The following is a 15596-nucleotide window of genomic DNA, read 5'->3' as shown; positions in this document are numbered from 1 at the left end:
ACAACGTTCTGAAACTTGGGAGTCCACCGTGCCCCCGTTCGTCATACGCCTTGCACGCTTCGCCGCACGCTTACTGACGGTCCTGACTGCCGTCGTGACACTGGCTGTTGTCTTTCTCGTGTTGATCGTCCTCACGGGCGGAGCCGGCTCAGGGGGCGTCGCGTGGCTGACGACCCTGGGCGTCGCCTGCGCCGCCGCACTGTGGCTGGGCCGCAGCCGGACCGGGGCGGCTCGACTCGTGCCGTTCCTGCCTGTGGTCGTCGCGGCGGCACTGACTGCGTCGGTCTGCGTTCCGAGCGTGCCCACGACTCGGCGGTACCCGCCCGCCCTGCCCTTCGTGGCCACACAGCACTGGAGCCTGAACACCGGAAGCAGGGTCGCCGTCTACCACTACCCGCCCGCAGGCCAGGGCAGCCGACACCCCGTCCCGCTCGTGTACCTCCATGGCGGACCAGTCCGCGGGATATCGGTACTTGATCACCGGTTCCTGCAACTCCTGGCCCGCCAGGGCCACGATGTCTACGCCTACGAACAGGCCGGCGGCGGTCGCAGCGACCTGCTCCCCATGGACCAGTACACGATCTCCAGATCGGTCCGTGACCTCGACGCGTTCATCCAGCGTCTGGACAAGGGAAGGGTCGACGTCCTCGGCTTCTCGGCCGGCGCGGTCGTCCTCACCCGGGCCCTGGCTGAACCCTCGGCCGCCACCCGGCTGCACCAGGCGGTCATCGCCGAACCCGGCCCGATGGACGGCCCCACATCGAGGGTCACCGGGCACAAGGGACGTCCGTCAGCGCGCGGCCTCGCACCGAGCGCGAACGGACCGCGATCGACACACATCCCCCGGTACGCCGTGGCGTTCGGCCTCATGCGGCTCGGCCTCCTCACCACCGACACCGGGCTGATCGGACAGGCTGAGGGCGACAACGCGTTCACCGCCGCCGACCTCGGCAGCGACACGGCTTCCGCCTACTGCGCGCGCGACGCGGACCGCATCCCGTCCGAGGACACGCCCCAGAACTTCTCCTTCAGTCCCGCCGCCAGCCTCCGCGTCCAGCAGACGGTGAAGGACTCTCCCTCCATCGCGTCGCGACTGAGGCGCTCCAAGACCCCCGCCATGCTGATGATCGCCGAGTGCTCCTCGCAGCTTCGCCAGTGGGCGACCACCATCCTGGCCAATGACCCCGCCATCCAGCGCACGCAGTACATGTCCGGCGTCGGGCATCACATGTGGAACGGCCTGGATGACAACAACGATCGAGCCGCGGCGGTCATCACCGCGTTCCTCCGAGGCGAGCGGGCGCCCCTGCCCGACCACCCCACCCGCGAGGAGATTCCCGCCTTCCTGCGCGACCGCGAGTGACCCTCCGCGGTGCGCGTCGCGGTCGCGCGTGTGCTGTGACGCCGCCCGTACACGCCGTCGTGTACGGGTTCCAGGCGAACCCGGCACGTAACCCCTTCTCGGCATCCGGCCGTTGTACTCGTTGCAAGAGGTGACGCGGTGTGACAAGGGGGTGCTCAGCCATGGCAAGTGGCAGTGCGCTTGATTCGTCCGGCAGTATGAAGGCGTTCGGGGCGGCCCTGAAGGTCTTCCGTGAACGGGCCCTGCTGACGCAGGAACAGTTGGCCGAGCGGCTCAACTACTTGCACGCTTCGGTCGCTTCGGTGGAGCAGGGGCGGCGGATGCCCTCCGCGACCTTCGTCGAGCGGGCGGAGGAGGCTCTGGAGTCGTTCGGTGTGCTGCGGGCCGTGGCCCGGCACGTGGGGCGGCAGCGCGGGCTCGCGGTCTGGTTCCGGGAGTGGGCGCAGCTGGAGGAGACGGCGGTCAGCCTGTGCACGTACGAGTGCCGGGTCGTGCCGGGGCTGCTCCAGACCGAGGCCTACACGCGCGCGGTGATGCTCAACGTGCCGCCTCCGCCGACGGTGGAGCAGTTGCAGGAGCGGATCGCCGCCCGGCTGGCGCGGCAGGAACTGTTGACGCGCAGGCCGCCGGTCGCGTTCAGTTTCATTGCCGAGGAGTCGGTACTGCTGCGGCACACGGGAGGCGAGGAGGTCACCCGGGAACTGCTCGACCACCTCCTCGTCCGCACGCAACCGTGGAACGTGGAGCTGCAGATCATGCCGCAGCGGCAGCCCCACCACGCGGGTACGGACGGGCCCATGCAGCTTCTTGAGACCCCGGAGCGCCAGTGGTTGGGGTACTCGGAGGGGCAGAAGACCGGGCAGCTGGTTTCTGACCGGGAAGCGGTGAGCGTGATGCAGATGCGCTATGCCAAGATGCGCTCGCAGGCTCTGTCCCCCGCGGACTCGGCCGAGTTGTTGCAGCGGATGCGAGGAGCGCTATGAGCACCAACAGTCAGCTGGAATGGTTCAAGAGCAGCTACAGCGGGTCCGAAGGCGACAGCTGTGTGGAAGTCGCACTCGCACTCGGAGCCGTGCACGTACGCGACTCCAAGCAGATTGACGGACCGCGGTTCGAGGTCGCCTCCCCGGCGTGGGCGGAGTTCCTCGGGTTCGTGGGGTAGACCGGGAGCTGTGGCTCAATAGCCGCCGAGGAGGGCCCGTACCCTCCGCAGCGCCTCCGGGCCGGCGGTGCTGTGCCAGCGGGTGGGGTCTGCGGGGCGGCGGCCCCACAGGAGGAGGACGCGGGTGGCCGCGTCGCTCTCGATCGTGGCCGGGCCCTCCGGGGCGGCGAACCGGATGGTGCCGCCGTCGGCGTCCGCGGCCACCACGATGTCGTCGGTGCCCGGGGTGCGCAGGCGGCCCTCGACCCGCCCCTCGGGGCCCAGGTCCAGACCGGCGCGGCCCCGGACCAGCAGGGGCCGGCCCACCGACACCACGCTGTGCTCCGTCATCCACGACTCGTTGAGGGACCGCACGGCCGTCCGGTCGTCGCCGGTCAGGTCCCAGCGGTGGAGGATCAGTTCCTCCCGCATGTGTTCCGCGAAGAAGGGGACCTTCACGGACCGGCCGGTCCACATCACGTCCGTGTCCGGGGACAGGTCCTGCGCCGCGGCCGCCGCGATTTCGGTGAGCTGTTCACAGTTGGTCATGAACGACGCCCAGAGCTCGGTGTCCGACATCCGCCGGTAGGGAGCCTCGCGCGCGAAGCTCCTGGTCTCCACCGGTGCGCCCGCGAGGAACGCGCGCAGCACCCGGGCCAGTTCCTCGGCGTTCCCCGTCTGGTGGACCAGGATGTCGCGCACGGTCCACGCCTCGCACCACGTGCCGTCGTCGGGCCTTCGGCCCTGTACGGCGTGGACGAAGGGAGCCAGCTCGGGCAGCGTGTCGTCGACCTTGGACGGGATCACGAGCCATGGGTATCCCGGTCGGGCCGCAGACCAAACCAGCGGGCGGCCGATCGGGGCATCGTGCCTCGGGGCGGAACGCCGAGCGGGTGCGGTCGCCCCCTCCGTGGGTACCCGTTCGTGTGCGGCGGCCTGACGACCGTACGAGGAAGAGCCGGGGCGAGCGCATGCCCGAACTGCCGGATGTCGAGGGATTCCGCGAGGTGCTGATGACCTGCGGCCGGCAGCGGCGTGTCACGGACGTCGAGGTGCGGGACACCGGGGTGCTGCGGGGCGTGAGCGCGCAGCGGCTGCGGAGGGAGCTGACGGGCCGGCGTCTGGGGGAGGCGTGGCGGCACGGGAAGTGGTTGTTCGTGCCGGTCGGCGGCGACGGCGGCGGTCTTGTACTGGTCTGGCACTTCGGCATGACCGGGTCGCTGCGGTGCTGTGCCCCGGACGAGCCCCTCGCGGCGCACGACCGCGTCGTGTTGACGCTCGACGGCGCCCGGCACCTGCGTTACCGCGATCAACGCAAGCTCCAGGGCGTGCAGTTGGCCGACGACGCGCGGCTCGCGCGGATCGTGGGCGGTCTGGGTCCCGACGCCCTGACCGTGAGCCGAGCGGAGTTCCGGGACCTGCTGTCGGGACGGCGGCGTGCCGTCAAGAGCGCGTTGATGGACCAGTCGGTGATCGCGGGACTCGGCAACCTCCTGTGCGACGAGATCCTCTGGAGGGCCCGGGTGGCACCGCGGACCCGGGCGCGGGACCTGAGCGAGACCGCGCTTCGGCGTGTTCATGCGCGGATGGGCCGGGTCCTGGAGTCGTCCGTCCGTGCCGGGTGCGTGCCGCCGAGGCGCTCCTGGCTCACCGGGCACCGGGACGACCGCGAGCCGATGTGCCCCCGCTGCGGGTGGCCCCTGTGCTCGGACCGCGTCGGCGGACGCCGCACGGTCTGGTGCCCGCGGTGCCAGGGATGAGCGGAACGGGCCGTTGCGGAGGGCGGAACCGATCATGGGATGATGACCGGCGACAAAAGGCGACGGCGGTCCGAGGAAGCCGGTGTGAATCCGGCGCGGTCCCGCCACTGTGACCGGTGAGCGAGTTCCGGAACGCCACTGCCCCGTCCGGGGTGGGAAGGCGGGACGAGCGAAGACCCGGGAGCCAGGAGACTCACGCGGTCGCCTCCTCGATCGACGCCGGGGCGGATCTCCCCGGGAGGGGAGTGGGGCGGCGTGCCCGAAATGCCGACGGACGAGGCGCCGGCCGGTGCCGTGGCGGGGAGCGGTCCGGTGCCGTGCCGGGTCGTCGTGTGCCGGGACTGCTGCTGCGGCAGCCCCAAGGTGACCGGGGTGGATCACGCGGCGCAGACCGCGCGGCTGCGCGCGGAGGTGCCGACGCGCGTCTCCGACTGCCTCGACGTGTGCGAGCAGGCGAACGTCGTCGTGGTCCAGCCCTCCGCCGCGGGCCGGGCGGCAGGTGCGCGGCCGGTCTGGCTCGGACTCGTCAACGACCCGGACGCGACCGAGGACATCGTCGCCTGGGTGCGCGCCGGGGGCCCGGGGGTGGCCCCCCTGCCGGAGATCCTCGACCTGTACACCTTCGCACCGCCACGACGTGCCAAGGAGGCCTGAGTCCCGCGCTCGCGAGGAGGCCGGGCGGAATACCTGTGCGGCTGCCTCGGCGCGTACGGTGACGAGAAGATCGTCCGTGAACTGCGTGTCCACCAGACCCTGGAAGGAACCGACGAGATCATGCGCGTCACAGCGGCCCGCGGCCTGACGGGGGCGTTCGGATGACCGCCGCCGAGGAACCCGTCCTGTTCCACACCGCCGGACGGGCCGCCCACATCACCCTCAACCGGCCGAAGGCCCTCAACGCCCTCACCCACGAGATGGTGCGCCGCATCGACGAGGCACTGACGGCCTGGGAACACGACCCGGCCGTGGAGACCGTCGTCGTCACCGGCGCGGGGGAGCGCGGCCTGTGCGCGGGCGGTGACATCCGCGCCATCCACGACGACGTCCGCGGCGGGGACGGCACCGCCTCGGCCGCCTTCTGGCGCGACGAGTACCGCCTCAACGCCCGTATCGCCCGCTGTCCGAAGCCGTACGTCGCCGTCATGGACGGCATCGTGATGGGCGGCGGCGTCGGCGTCTCCGCGCACGGCGGCGTCCGCGTCGTCACCGAGCGCTCGCGGATCGCCATGCCGGAAACCGGCATCGGCTTCATACCCGACGTCGGCGGCACCCGTCTGCTGGCCCTCGCCCCCGGGGAACTGGGCACCCATCTCGCGCTGACCGGTGCGCAGATCGGCGCCGGTGACGCCGTGCTCTGCGGGCTCGCCGACCACTACGTGCCGTCAACGGCTCTGCCCGCTCTCGTCGACGACCTCGCCCACGCCCCTGTGCGGGAGGTGCTGGAGCGCCATGTCCGGCCGCTGCCGCAAGGGGAGTTGGAGGGCCGGCGGGAGTGGATCGACGCCTGCTACGCCGCCGGTACGGTCGAGGACATCCTGAGCCGGCTGCGCGACTACGGCGATCCCGCCGCCAAGGAGGCGGCCGAAACCCTGCTCACCAGGTCACCCACCGCTGTGAAGGTCACCCTGGCCGCCGTGCGCCGCGCCCGCCGTCTCGGGTCGCTGGAGGCGGTCCTCGACCAGGAGTACCGCGTCTCCTGTGCCGCCCTGAGCAGCCCCGACCTGGTGGAGGGCATCCGTGCCCAGGTCATCGACAAGGACCGCGACCCGCGCTGGTCCCCGGGGACCCTCGCCGAGGTGACCGACGCCGACGTGAACCGCTTCTTCACCCCGCTCGGCGACCGCGAACTGGGCCTCGCCGACCCCGGCACCACCGTGGAGGTGAGCGGGACCGCGCGTTGACCGGTCTCGGGCGCAGAAGCGCCTCGCCCGCGACAGGCCGACCGCGCCGTCAGGCAGGTGCCGGTCCGGGCACGTTTGCCGGAACTCCCGACTCGCCCGGTGACGAAGGGAATACGATGGCACGGGCGGCACACGCGGAACGTGCCGCGCGCCGGGGGGAAGGACGCAGCCCATGGCCGCCCAGGACGCCGCCACCGAACTCGTCGGGTTGTGGCCGACGTTGCCACGCCTCGTGGGACCGGACTGGCCGCGTGTGCGCGCGCAGGCCCTGAACCTGGTCGGCCGGCTCGGCGGCGCGGACACCGACGAGGAACGCGTCGCCCACACCGAGTCCCTGCTCGAACTCCTGCTTCCCTACCCCGCGGTGGCCGGCGTCCTCGGGGAGGCGTACCACCGCGGGCGGAGATCCGCCGAATCCGTGACGGACACCCCCGGCTGGACGGAACTGTGCCGGCTGCTGGACGCCGCGCCACGCGAGCAGTGGATCACCGCCCGGTTCGACGCGGACTCCCCGGACGGCTCGCCGGCGGACCGGCGGACCCGCCGGCTGGTCGTCGGCATCGACAGCGCCGCCCACCCGTACGCCTTCTCCTCCGCCCAACTCGACCTGACCGTACCTCCGGAGGCGGAGACGGGAACTCTGGACGTCGAGGTGTACGGAGCGCCGGAGGCCGTCGAGGTGCTGCCGGTGAGCCGGTCACTGGTCGTGCGGCGGCACAGGCCCGGCCACGGGGACGAACCGCCCGGGGCGATCTTCGACCTCCGGTTCCTCAACGACGACCGCCCGGTGTCCCTGATGGTCGTCACCCGCACGACGGACCGGCGCACACCCCAGCAACTCCGGCTCACCGCCCACCCGTCGGGACTGCTGAAGCAGGAGAACCTGCTGAGCCAGTGGCGGCCGGCCACCGACTCCGCCGCGCCGCCGATCACCCTGTCCCTCACCCTGATCTCGGCGGGCGGCGCCCACGTCCTGACCGCGCACGACGCAACGGGCAGCGCCACGGCGGCGATCCCGTACAGCCGTGAGGAACTGGACGCGCTCGTACGCGAGGCGAGGAGCGGGATCGAAGCGCTGCTGCTGGGTCCGGAGGGCCGCCGCTACGAGTCGTCCCTCGACATCCCGGAGGAGCAGTACGGGGCCGACCTGCGCCGACTGGCCCGGTCCGGATTCGACCTTTTCCACGCCCTGTTCCGCCCCGACGACGGCAGCGCGGACCTGCGCAGGATCGGCGACATGGTCATCGACACCCTCGCGTCCGCCGGTCCGGACTCCGCACCGTGCGTCGAGGTGGTCGGCAACGGGCTGAACCTGCCCTGGCACCTCATGTACGCGGTCGACACCTACGACGACGAGCGGCTCTCCCCGTACCGTCTGCTGGGCCTCGGGGCACGGCTCGCCCTCGTCCCCCTGCGCTCCGGCCACCATCAGCGTCACCGCACGGAGTACGTGCCACGGACCGCGCGGGAGGCGACCGCGCTGATCGCCGTGAACACGGACATCGACCGCGCCACGACCGGGCAGCCGCGCGCCCTCGTGGCGGGACAGGTCGACTACTGGAAACAGCGCCTCGCCGAGCGCGCGGAAGTCGTCGACGAGGCGGAGCGGGTCACCGAGGCCCTGCGTAAGCCGAAACGGCCCGATTCCCTCTGGTACTTCTACTGCCACCTCGTGGACGGCGAACGGGGAACGCCGCTGGGGGACGCGGCCCTGGGGTTCATCGCGGGGCGGCAGGTGGGACTGCGGGACGCCAGGCGCGACGCCCCGCCCGACGTGCCCCTGCCGGGCGCCCCCCTCGTCGTCCTCAACGCCTGCAACTCCTCCGGCCGGGACTCCGTGCTCCGCGGGGGCTTCCCCTCGTACTTCCTCAGCAAGGGTGCCCGCGCCGTGGTCTGCACCGACATCGAGCTGCCCACGGTGCTCGGCGCCGAGTGGGCACGCCGCTTCTTCGACCGCCTGCTCGCGGGCACCACCGTCGCCGCCGCGCTGCACCTGACGGCCCGCGACCTCGTCGAACGCCACCGCAATCTGCTGTGCCTGCTCTACACGGCCTTCGGCACCGCCGGCGTGCGGATGGTGACACCGGCGTGATCAGCGTCGAGGCGCTGCCCGCGGCACACGGCGACTGCCTGTGGGTCGAGTGGGACGACGGCCCTCACCGACGCCGCATGCTCATCGACGGCGGTCCCGGCGGAACCCGGGCCCTGCCCGCCGCACTGGCGGCGCGGTTCCGGCAACAACCCGAGGTCCAAAGGGAGTTCGACCTCGTCGTGTGCAGCCACATCGACGACGACCACATCGTCGGGCTGCTCCCGCTGCTGACCGCGCCCCCGAAGAACTTCCTGGCCCGCGAGATATGGTTCAACTCCCTCGAACACACCGGCCCCGCGGACACGCTCGGCGTGCGCAGCGCCGAGCGTCTGGCCGAGGTCCTGCGCGCGGGCCGGCTTCCCTGGAACACCGCCACGGGCGGCGGCCCGATCGTCGTGCCCGGACAAGAGCGCCTGCCCGTGTTCCGGTTGCGCGGTCTCTCCCTCACCCTGCTCTCGCCCTGGCCGGAGCAGTTGTCCCGGCTGCGCACCGAGTGGCGCGGCAAGGCGGCCGCCCGGCCGGAGCGGGACGTCCTCGGAGCCCCGGCCGCTCCCACGGCGTTCGACGCGCGTCACCTGGCGGAGCTGGCCGCCCGCCCCTACCGGGCGGACCGCGCCCCGGCGAACGGATCCAGCATCGCCTTCCTGGCCGAGCACCCCGACGGCAGCCGGGTCCTGTTCGCCGCCGATGCCCACGCGGACGTCCTGGTCCGCTCGTTGCGCCGACTGTGGCACGGCAACGGGTACCCGGTCTCCCTCGTCAAGGCACCCCACCACGGCAGCGCGCACAACGTGAGCGCCGGGCTGGTCGCCGCGATCGAGTGCCGGGACTGGCTGTTCTCCACCGACGGCGGCCGCGGTCACGCCCGGCGCACGCGCGCCGGCCGCTCGACGCATCCCGCACCCGAGGCGGTCGCCAGGATCCTGCTGCGCAACGCCGCGGGCGAGGACCGACCGCGCGAACCGCACACCACCCTCTGGTTCAACCACAGCACGCCCAGCACCCGGCGCTACGCCCACCCTTCACTGGCGGCGCTGGGCGTGCGCACCGAATACCCGCAGACCGGCACGGGCGGCATCACGGTGGTCGTCTCGCAGGGCAGCGTCCTGCGCGGCGACCGGCCCGCTCCGTAAGTGGCCGGGCGCCGCCGCGGTCACACACCCACATAGGCGAAACCGGCCCAGTGGTCGGGGTGGGCGTAGGAACGCGCCTCGGGGCCGCCCGGCAGGGTCCGCAGCGCCAGCCGGAAGCGGCGAGCGGCCTGCGTGGGCAGCCAGGGGGCCTTCGCGGCGGTGGCCTCGGCGTACTGGGCGAGTTTCTCCGCGTTGGTGGTGTCGCGCATCCAGCTCTGCGCCAGGGCGAGCGCCTCGGGAGGATCCACAGGCTCCTCCCGGTGGCGCCAGAGCCGGTAGAACTCCGTCATCAGCATCGCGGTGGCCACGTCCCCGACCTCCCACAGAGAGGCGAGCACCCCGGCCGCGCCCGCCTGGAGCAGCCCGGTGGGCAGGGCGACGACCTCGTCGGGCAGGTCCGTGCCGGGTACGAGGGTCTCGCAGGCCGACAGGACGGCCAGCCGCAGTCTCAGCCGCAGCGTCAGCAGGTCCCTCAGTCGCAGCCGGTCGGTTCCCGCGAGCAGCAGATGGCTTTCCAGCGGCGCCGCGAGATCCGCCTTTCCGTGGCAGGCCAGATGGGCGACGTCCGCCTCGCGCAGCGCCTCGGCGACGGCCCGCGCGCCGGCCGTGTCACCGGCCAGCATCACCGGGGCGGCCCCGGGAAAGGCGGCGCCGGCGACCGACGCCTCGGTGCCGGCGTACTCCAGCGGCGGGCCGGGCCGCGCGCGCGTCGGGGCCGCCACGGTGACCAGCCGCCGTGCCGGAATCCGGGACATCGCTCTGGCGGCGCTCAGGGCACGGGCGTTGGGCACGTAGTTCAGCGTGCGGTGGTCGAGGGCGTAGCGGCGCCCGGCCGGCCGGCTCGTGTCCTCCGTCCAGGCGGCGTGCAGCGGCAGCAGCCCGAGGAGCCCTCCGGCGACGAGCGTCGCCGCGCCGGGCCCGGGCAGCCGCCGCAGCACGGGTTCCATGACCGCCGGCCACAGCCAGCGGGTGATGTCGTCGAGAGCCGTGCGCCAGGCGTCCCCGCCCTCCGAGGACGTGTCCTTGTCCCGGGCGTGCGCCGTGAGATACGGCGCCACCCGGTCCCGCAGCTCCCGCGCGGTCAGCATCGGCAGCGGCACGTGCTCGACCTCAGCGCCGCGCACGATCAACGCCAGCCCTCCCGGTTCGGCCGCGGTGAGGTAGACGAGCGGGGAGCCGGAGGCGGCCTCCGCGATGTCGTCCATGGTCGGCGGCGCGAGGAACGAGGCGAACTCCCGTACCCCGTCGATCTCGACGCCCTGCACCTCCCGGACGACGTCGTCCAGCTCGCGGCGCGCGGCCCGGATCTCCTCGACACGGTCGTCGTACGCCATCCTCGTCCTCCCCCGGCCCGCGCCCAGTATGGAACGGCCCGCCGTCCCGTGCGGGCCAATCGCCCAACCCGCGCTGATCCGGCAGCGGTTGGCGCGCGGTCACCCGATCTCCCGTAGAGCGGCGTCCAGTCGTCCCAGTGCCTGCGCGTAACGCCGGCGCAGCGGCCGCGGCAGACGGTCCGACGACACCCGAACGAGGCCGAGTTCCTCGCTGAGCAGGACGGCCCGGCCCCGTTCGAGACGCACCGCCGCGTCCGCCGCACGCCCCGTCACGGCCAGCGCGTACACGGACTCCTGGACGAGTCCGCGCGACGCGACGAGCCAGGCCTCCCGGTGACGGCGCAGCGACTGGGCCCGGTGCAGCGCCTCCGCGGCCCGCAGCAGGTATCCGTCCGCCTCGCCCACCTCGTCCCACGCCGAGCGCCGTACCGCCCAGCGCATCCAGTTGCCGGCCGCGGCCACCGTCATCTCGGGAGCCACCACCAGGCCCGCGCCGCACGCCTCCCGCAGCGCGTCGCGGGCCGCCGCGACGTCGCCGGGCGCGCCGGTGGCCTCGGACACGATCCGCCATGCCTCGCCGAGGACGTTCAGCCGGCTCGCCCGGTACGGCGCGGTGGCCGGGGTCAGCGAAACGGCTTCCGCGAGGGCGTCCACGGCCTCCAGCAGCGCGGACCGGCTCCGCTCCGGCTGCCCGCCCAGGCGGCGCATCTCGCCCAGGTCCGAGAGCGCGTTGCCCAGGTTGGCCAGGAACGTGGCCCGGCCCGCGACACCCCACGGGGACACCTCGATGGCCTTGCGGTACGCCGCGACGGCCGCCTCCAGGTCGCGCAGGTCGACGCAGTCGCCCGGCCGCGGCATCGCGTCGTCGGGGAACCGCGCGCCGAACCGGGTCAGCAGCGCGCTGCCGAGGTTGTTGTACCACCCGCCCAGTTCGGGATCGTCCTCGTAGGCGTGCGCGGCCGCGAGCCGCGCGTGTCCGACCGCCTCCTGGAGGTCGTCCTCCGCGCCGTGGCGCTCGTAGCGGTCCATCCGCAGCATGCCGACGTTGCTGCAGATCCTCGCCCAGGCGCGGTCCTCGCGCGGAAGGGCGGCCAGGGCGCGGGTGCCGAGGCCGATCGCCGCGTCCAGGTCGTCCAGGGACCCGGTGGCGTCGTAGCGGTCCCACAGGCACAGCACCGAGGTGGCCGCGTAGCGCGCCCAGGCCACCGACCCCTCCGGCGCACCGGCCAGCGCCGTACCGGCCGCCGTCATCGCGGCCGAGAGGTCGCCCGGTTCTCCCGTCACGTCGTAGCGGTCGGTGAGGACGACGGCCAGGTCGTTGGCGCGTGCGGCCGGGTCGACCCGGTCGGTGTCGAGGGCGCGGCGGTAACCGGCCACGGCCCGGTCGAGGTCCGCGATGTCCCCGAGGTCCCAGAACCGTCTGCGGTACGCGTCGCCCAGCTCCACGTGCAGCCGCGTCAGCACCTCGCTCCCGGCCCCGGCGGCCTCGGCCGATCTCAGGGCCCGCTCGGCCTGTTCCGGGCCTGCGGCATCATCCGTCCCGTCGTCCACCGGCGCCTCCGCACCCGTTACCCCCCCGCGGTCTGCCGCACAGCCCGTCCCCCCATGGTCTGCCGCACCGCGTCGGCTTTCGCGATGGTACTGAGCCGGTGCCGGGGCCGGGTCGGAATGCCGGCGACGGTTTGGGCACACGGGGAAACGGATGCGGGACCGCGCGGGGCACACCGGCTCTCCTGGACGGCGGTTGCGGGTGCGGGCGGTCACGGAGGCGACGGGCCGGTGCGTACCGGCCACGGCTCGGCGGTGTCCGTTCCGGCCGTCTCCAGCGCCGAGACCCGGCGCGCGGCCCGACGGAAACGTGCCGCCAGGTCGGGCCGGAACGCCTCGAGCCGGGTGAGATCGGCCCGGTCGCGTTCGAGCGCGCCGGCCAGGGCCCGGGCGCGGCCCAGTTCCAGGGTCAGCACCGCGCCGCGGACGTCGTCGACGGCGGCCCGTTCATGGGCGGCGTGCGGCGGGATCCCGGCGAGCGTGGACAACCAGGTGTCGACGGCGGCACGCGTGCTCTGCACGCGCACCAGCCGTTCCATCGCCTCGGCCGCGTACCCGAACGCCTCGACGGCCTCCGCGTGTTCCGCGCGTGCGCAGGCCCACATACCCCAGGCACGGGCAGCGGCCGCCCGGACCTCCGGCGCGCCCGGCTCGGCGAGCAGACAGCTACGGCGGTACGCGTCCACGGCAGACGCCAGGTCCTCGGCGTTCCCCGTACGGTCGTGCCGGGCGCGAAGGCCGTGGGCGAGGTTGCACAGCCGGCCCGCGAGGTCCGGTGAGCCGGCCTCGGTGTCCGCGACCGCGCGTTCCAACTCCCTGATCGCTGCAGCGAGTTCGGCCGGATCGCCGGTCACCGTCGCGTGGTCGAGCAGCGCGGTGCCGAGGTTGGCCCGCACCGCCCGGCCGCGTGGAGTGCCCGGGCGGACCAGTGCGAGCGCCTCCCGGTAGCTCTCGACCGCCCGCCTCAACGCCGCTCTGTCGTCGGCCAGTTCGGCTCGGAGCCGCAGCGCCGCGGCGAGGTTGTTCAGGGCCGCGACACGCTCCGGTGCACTCACCGCGGTCAGGGAGACGGCCCGATCGTGGACGGCGACGGCCCTCGCGGCCTCCTCCGCGTCGTCGGTCCGCCGGGCGCGGGTGCGCAGGCTGGTGCCGAGTTGGTCGAGCCGCAGGGCCGGACCACCCCGCTCGTGGACGGGTGCGCCGACCGCGCGCCGATGGGCCGCGACGGACAGGTCCAGGTCCGCGAGGTCCCCCGTGCTCTGGTAACGGGCGAGCAGGACGGTGCCCAGATCGCCGTCGCGGGCGGCGCGCTCAGGAGAGGTCGCCGGGGTCGCCTCCGCGGCGAGGGTGAAGTGCGTGACCGCCGCTCGGAGGTCGTCCGGGGAGCCGAGCCGGTCGTGGCGGTCGACGAGCAGACCCGCCAGGTTGGCGCGCCGCGCCGGTGCCTCGGGCGAGGCGCGGGCTGTCAGCTCCACGGATTGCTCGGCCGCCTCGATCGCCGCCTCCAGGTCTCCTTCGTCGTCCGTGAGTTGGTACCGGTCGGCCAGCGCCACGGCCAGGTTGCCGCGGGCGCGCGCGTACGAGACCCGCTCGCCGTGGGGTACGTCGGCGAAGGCGGTGACGGCCGCCTCCAGGTCGTCGGGATCGCCTTGGAGTGCGAAGCGCGCGTACAACGCCGAGCCCAGGTTGGTCAGCAGCGCCGCGCGCACCGGTGGGTCGTCGGGGGTGAGCCCGGCGGCGGCTCGCCTCAGCAGTCCGAGGGCACGGTCGAGGCAGGAGGCGTCGCCGCCGATGTCGTACCACTGGAGCAGGGCGCGCGCTTGGTTGACGGTGAAGAGCCGGCGTTCCGGCAGCCCCGGCGGTGTGGCCACGACCGCCTCCGCCAGGACGGCGACGGCGCGCCGCACGTCCTCGGTCCGGCCGTCGCGGTCGCCGCGTGCGATGAGCGCCAGCCCCAGGGTGTTCTGCGCGCCCACCCGGGTGGGGATCGCCGCCGCACGTTCCACGGTCTCCTCGGCGTCGCGCAGCGCGGCGTCCAGGTCCGCGGCCTCTCCGCCGGCCTCGTAGCGGCGCAGGGCGTCGACGGCCCGGTTGGCGAGTCCGACCAGGTCGGGATCGGTCTCGTCGGCCGTCAGCTCGCGGAAGGCTGCCGCCGTGCCGATGGCCCGGCAGCGGCGCAGCAGGCCCTGGTGGTACCGGTGGGAGTCGGCGATTTCGTGCGCGCCGATCCGGTCGGCGGCGTCGGCGAGTTCCCCGATCAGCTCATCGGCGTCGGCCGTCGTCAGCGCCGGGTGGCGTTCGACGAGGTGCCGGGCCGCCGCCCAGGAGTCGGTCGCCTCGAACCGCCCGAACAGCCACTCGAGACGGCGTTCGCGCAGTCGGACGCGCAGGGACGCGAGCAGTCGCCGGACGGGATGGGCCCCCTCCCGAGGCGGACCGCTCATCACGGTGCCGCCGGGTCCGTGGACAGCGCCTGGGGGCCTGGGAGGGCCGCCGTCTCCAGCAGCCGTTCGGCGTACGCCCAGGCCGCCGACTCCACCCAGCGTGCCCGTACCAGCAGTGCCTGGAACGCCACCAGGAGCAATTCCACCACCAGGAGCGCGGCCAGCAGCGGGGTGCCCGGCCGCCCAAGGAATCCGGGCGCGGTGAACATCCAGGCCAGTACGGCCAGCAGCCCTGCCACGGCGACGGGCAGGGCGTACGGCCGCAACCCCAGCACATTGCGCCGGAACCCGTATTCGCAGTTCTGCTCGTGGACCAGTTCCGCCCCCGGCAGTCCGCGGGCCCGGACGCGCAGGGCCAGTCCCGCGGCGTCGTAGATCTGGTCGGCCTTCCACGGGTCCGCCGCCTCCTCATCTTCCGTCGGCAACCGCAGCGAAGGGCCGGTGATCTCCTGAACACGGGCGTGCAGAAAGCCGAGTTGCTGCCGGCCGGTGGGGCCGCGCCAGCGCAGCACCTGCACGCTGGGCTTCCCTCCCCAGGACAGAAAGAGCCGCCGTTCGATGCGCTTGCCCCTGCTGCGCCCCAACTGGTCGGCGAACAGGGGTAGTCCGCTCAGCAGGACCAGTGACCACAGCCACTGCGTCCGGGGCAGGGCCGGGGCGCTCGCGGCGATGGGCAGCGCGACCGGAAGCAGAGTGATGAGGACGGGTCGCAGTCGTGCCCTTCGGTTGTACTTGTCGAACAGGAGGAAGAGCGCGCCATGTCCCACGGTTTCCCTCCCCCGTTGTAGTCGGCAGGCCTCCGGCACCCGCACGGATCCGTCGGCTGAGATACCCGTTCGGCACTCCGGCCATGCGGGCGCGGCGCACGACCGAATCCCGG

Annotated in this window: 13 protein-coding genes, 1 pseudogene and 1 riboswitch; of the genes and pseudogenes, 9 read left to right on the top strand and 5 right to left on the bottom strand. The window is 73.3% G+C overall.

Annotation, left to right across the window (positions count from 1 at the left end; genetic code table 11):
* Positions 1–94: 94 nt before the first annotated feature.
* The 3 genes from ACIOWN_RS05750 (at position 95) to ACIOWN_RS05740 (ending at position 2525) form a co-directional block, all read left to right on the top strand.
* Positions 95–1363 (top strand): alpha/beta fold hydrolase, encoded by a 1269-nt coding sequence (locus ACIOWN_RS05750; RefSeq protein WP_401980604.1) that lies wholly within the window; start codon positions 95–97, stop codon positions 1361–1363.
* A gap of 161 nt (positions 1364–1524) precedes the next feature.
* Positions 1525–2346, top strand: a complete 822-nt coding sequence (locus ACIOWN_RS05745; RefSeq protein WP_401980602.1) for a helix-turn-helix domain-containing protein — start codon at positions 1525–1527, stop codon at positions 2344–2346.
* Positions 2343–2525, top strand: coding sequence for a DUF397 domain-containing protein (locus ACIOWN_RS05740; protein WP_326805401.1), 183 nt, complete (start codon positions 2343–2345; stop codon positions 2523–2525). The genes ACIOWN_RS05745 and ACIOWN_RS05740 overlap by 4 nt, the downstream gene beginning before the upstream one ends.
* Before the next feature lie 15 nt (positions 2526–2540).
* Here the strand turns inward: ACIOWN_RS05740 and ACIOWN_RS05735 are convergent, their stop codons facing one another.
* Positions 2541–3311, bottom strand: a complete 771-nt coding sequence (locus ACIOWN_RS05735; protein ID WP_401980600.1) for a maleylpyruvate isomerase N-terminal domain-containing protein — start codon at positions 3309–3311, stop codon at positions 2541–2543.
* A gap of 164 nt (positions 3312–3475) precedes the next feature.
* Here ACIOWN_RS05735 and ACIOWN_RS05730 point away from each other — a divergent pair, with 164 nt between their 5' ends.
* The 6 genes and pseudogenes from ACIOWN_RS05730 (at position 3476) to ACIOWN_RS05705 (ending at position 9390) form a co-directional block, all read left to right on the top strand.
* On the top strand, positions 3476–4264 hold the full coding sequence (locus ACIOWN_RS05730) for an Fpg/Nei family DNA glycosylase (protein ID WP_401980598.1): 789 nt from the start codon (positions 3476–3478) through the stop codon (positions 4262–4264).
* Positions 4265–4336: 72 nt separating this feature from the next.
* Positions 4337–4459: riboswitch (cobalamin riboswitch) on the top strand.
* A 69-nt stretch (positions 4460–4528) separates the two neighbouring features.
* Positions 4529–4918 (top strand): (2Fe-2S) ferredoxin domain-containing protein, encoded by a 390-nt coding sequence (locus tag ACIOWN_RS05725; protein ID WP_401980652.1) that lies wholly within the window; start codon positions 4529–4531, stop codon positions 4916–4918.
* Between the two features lie 39 nt (positions 4919–4957).
* A pseudogene (locus ACIOWN_RS05720) lies at positions 4958–5083 on the top strand (acyl-CoA dehydrogenase); the annotation flags it as partial.
* On the top strand, positions 5080–6165 hold the full coding sequence (locus tag ACIOWN_RS05715) for an enoyl-CoA hydratase/isomerase family protein (RefSeq protein ID WP_362352974.1): 1086 nt from the start codon (positions 5080–5082) through the stop codon (positions 6163–6165). The pseudogene ACIOWN_RS05720 and the gene ACIOWN_RS05715, both read left to right, overlap by 4 nt.
* 172 nt (positions 6166–6337) lie before the next feature.
* On the top strand, positions 6338–8257 hold the full coding sequence (locus ACIOWN_RS05710; RefSeq protein ID WP_362352976.1) for a CHAT domain-containing protein: 1920 nt from the start codon (positions 6338–6340) through the stop codon (positions 8255–8257).
* A complete protein-coding gene (locus ACIOWN_RS05705; RefSeq protein ID WP_362352978.1) occupies positions 8254–9390 on the top strand; it encodes a hypothetical protein in 1137 nt (378 codons plus the stop codon). The genes ACIOWN_RS05710 and ACIOWN_RS05705 overlap by 4 nt, the downstream gene beginning before the upstream one ends.
* A 20-nt stretch (positions 9391–9410) precedes the next feature.
* On the opposite strand, the gene ACIOWN_RS05700 is transcribed toward ACIOWN_RS05705, so the two are convergent.
* From ACIOWN_RS05700 to ACIOWN_RS05685, 4 genes are all read right to left on the bottom strand, one after another.
* On the bottom strand, positions 9411–10724 hold the full coding sequence (locus tag ACIOWN_RS05700) for a CHAT domain-containing protein (RefSeq protein WP_362352979.1): 1314 nt from the start codon (positions 10722–10724) through the stop codon (positions 9411–9413).
* Between the two features lie 99 nt (positions 10725–10823).
* Complete coding sequence (locus ACIOWN_RS05695; RefSeq protein WP_401980594.1) at positions 10824–12275, bottom strand: hypothetical protein; 1452 nt, start codon at positions 12273–12275, stop codon at positions 10824–10826.
* A 209-nt stretch (positions 12276–12484) separates the two neighbouring features.
* On the bottom strand, positions 12485–14716 hold the full coding sequence (locus ACIOWN_RS05690; RefSeq protein ID WP_401980591.1) for a hypothetical protein: 2232 nt from the start codon (positions 14714–14716) through the stop codon (positions 12485–12487).
* Positions 14716–15483 (bottom strand): hypothetical protein, encoded by a 768-nt coding sequence (locus tag ACIOWN_RS05685; protein WP_401980588.1) that lies wholly within the window; start codon positions 15481–15483, stop codon positions 14716–14718. Before ACIOWN_RS05685 ends, ACIOWN_RS05690 begins: the two co-directional genes overlap by 1 nt.
* Positions 15484–15596 lie beyond the last annotated feature (113 nt).

Source organism: Streptomyces sp. NPDC087787, from assembly GCF_044743035.1.
GTDB lineage: Bacteria > Actinomycetota > Actinomycetes > Streptomycetales > Streptomycetaceae > Streptomyces.
Note: the sequence above shows the minus strand (reverse complement) of the source record. Positions and strands in the feature narration are given on the sequence as shown.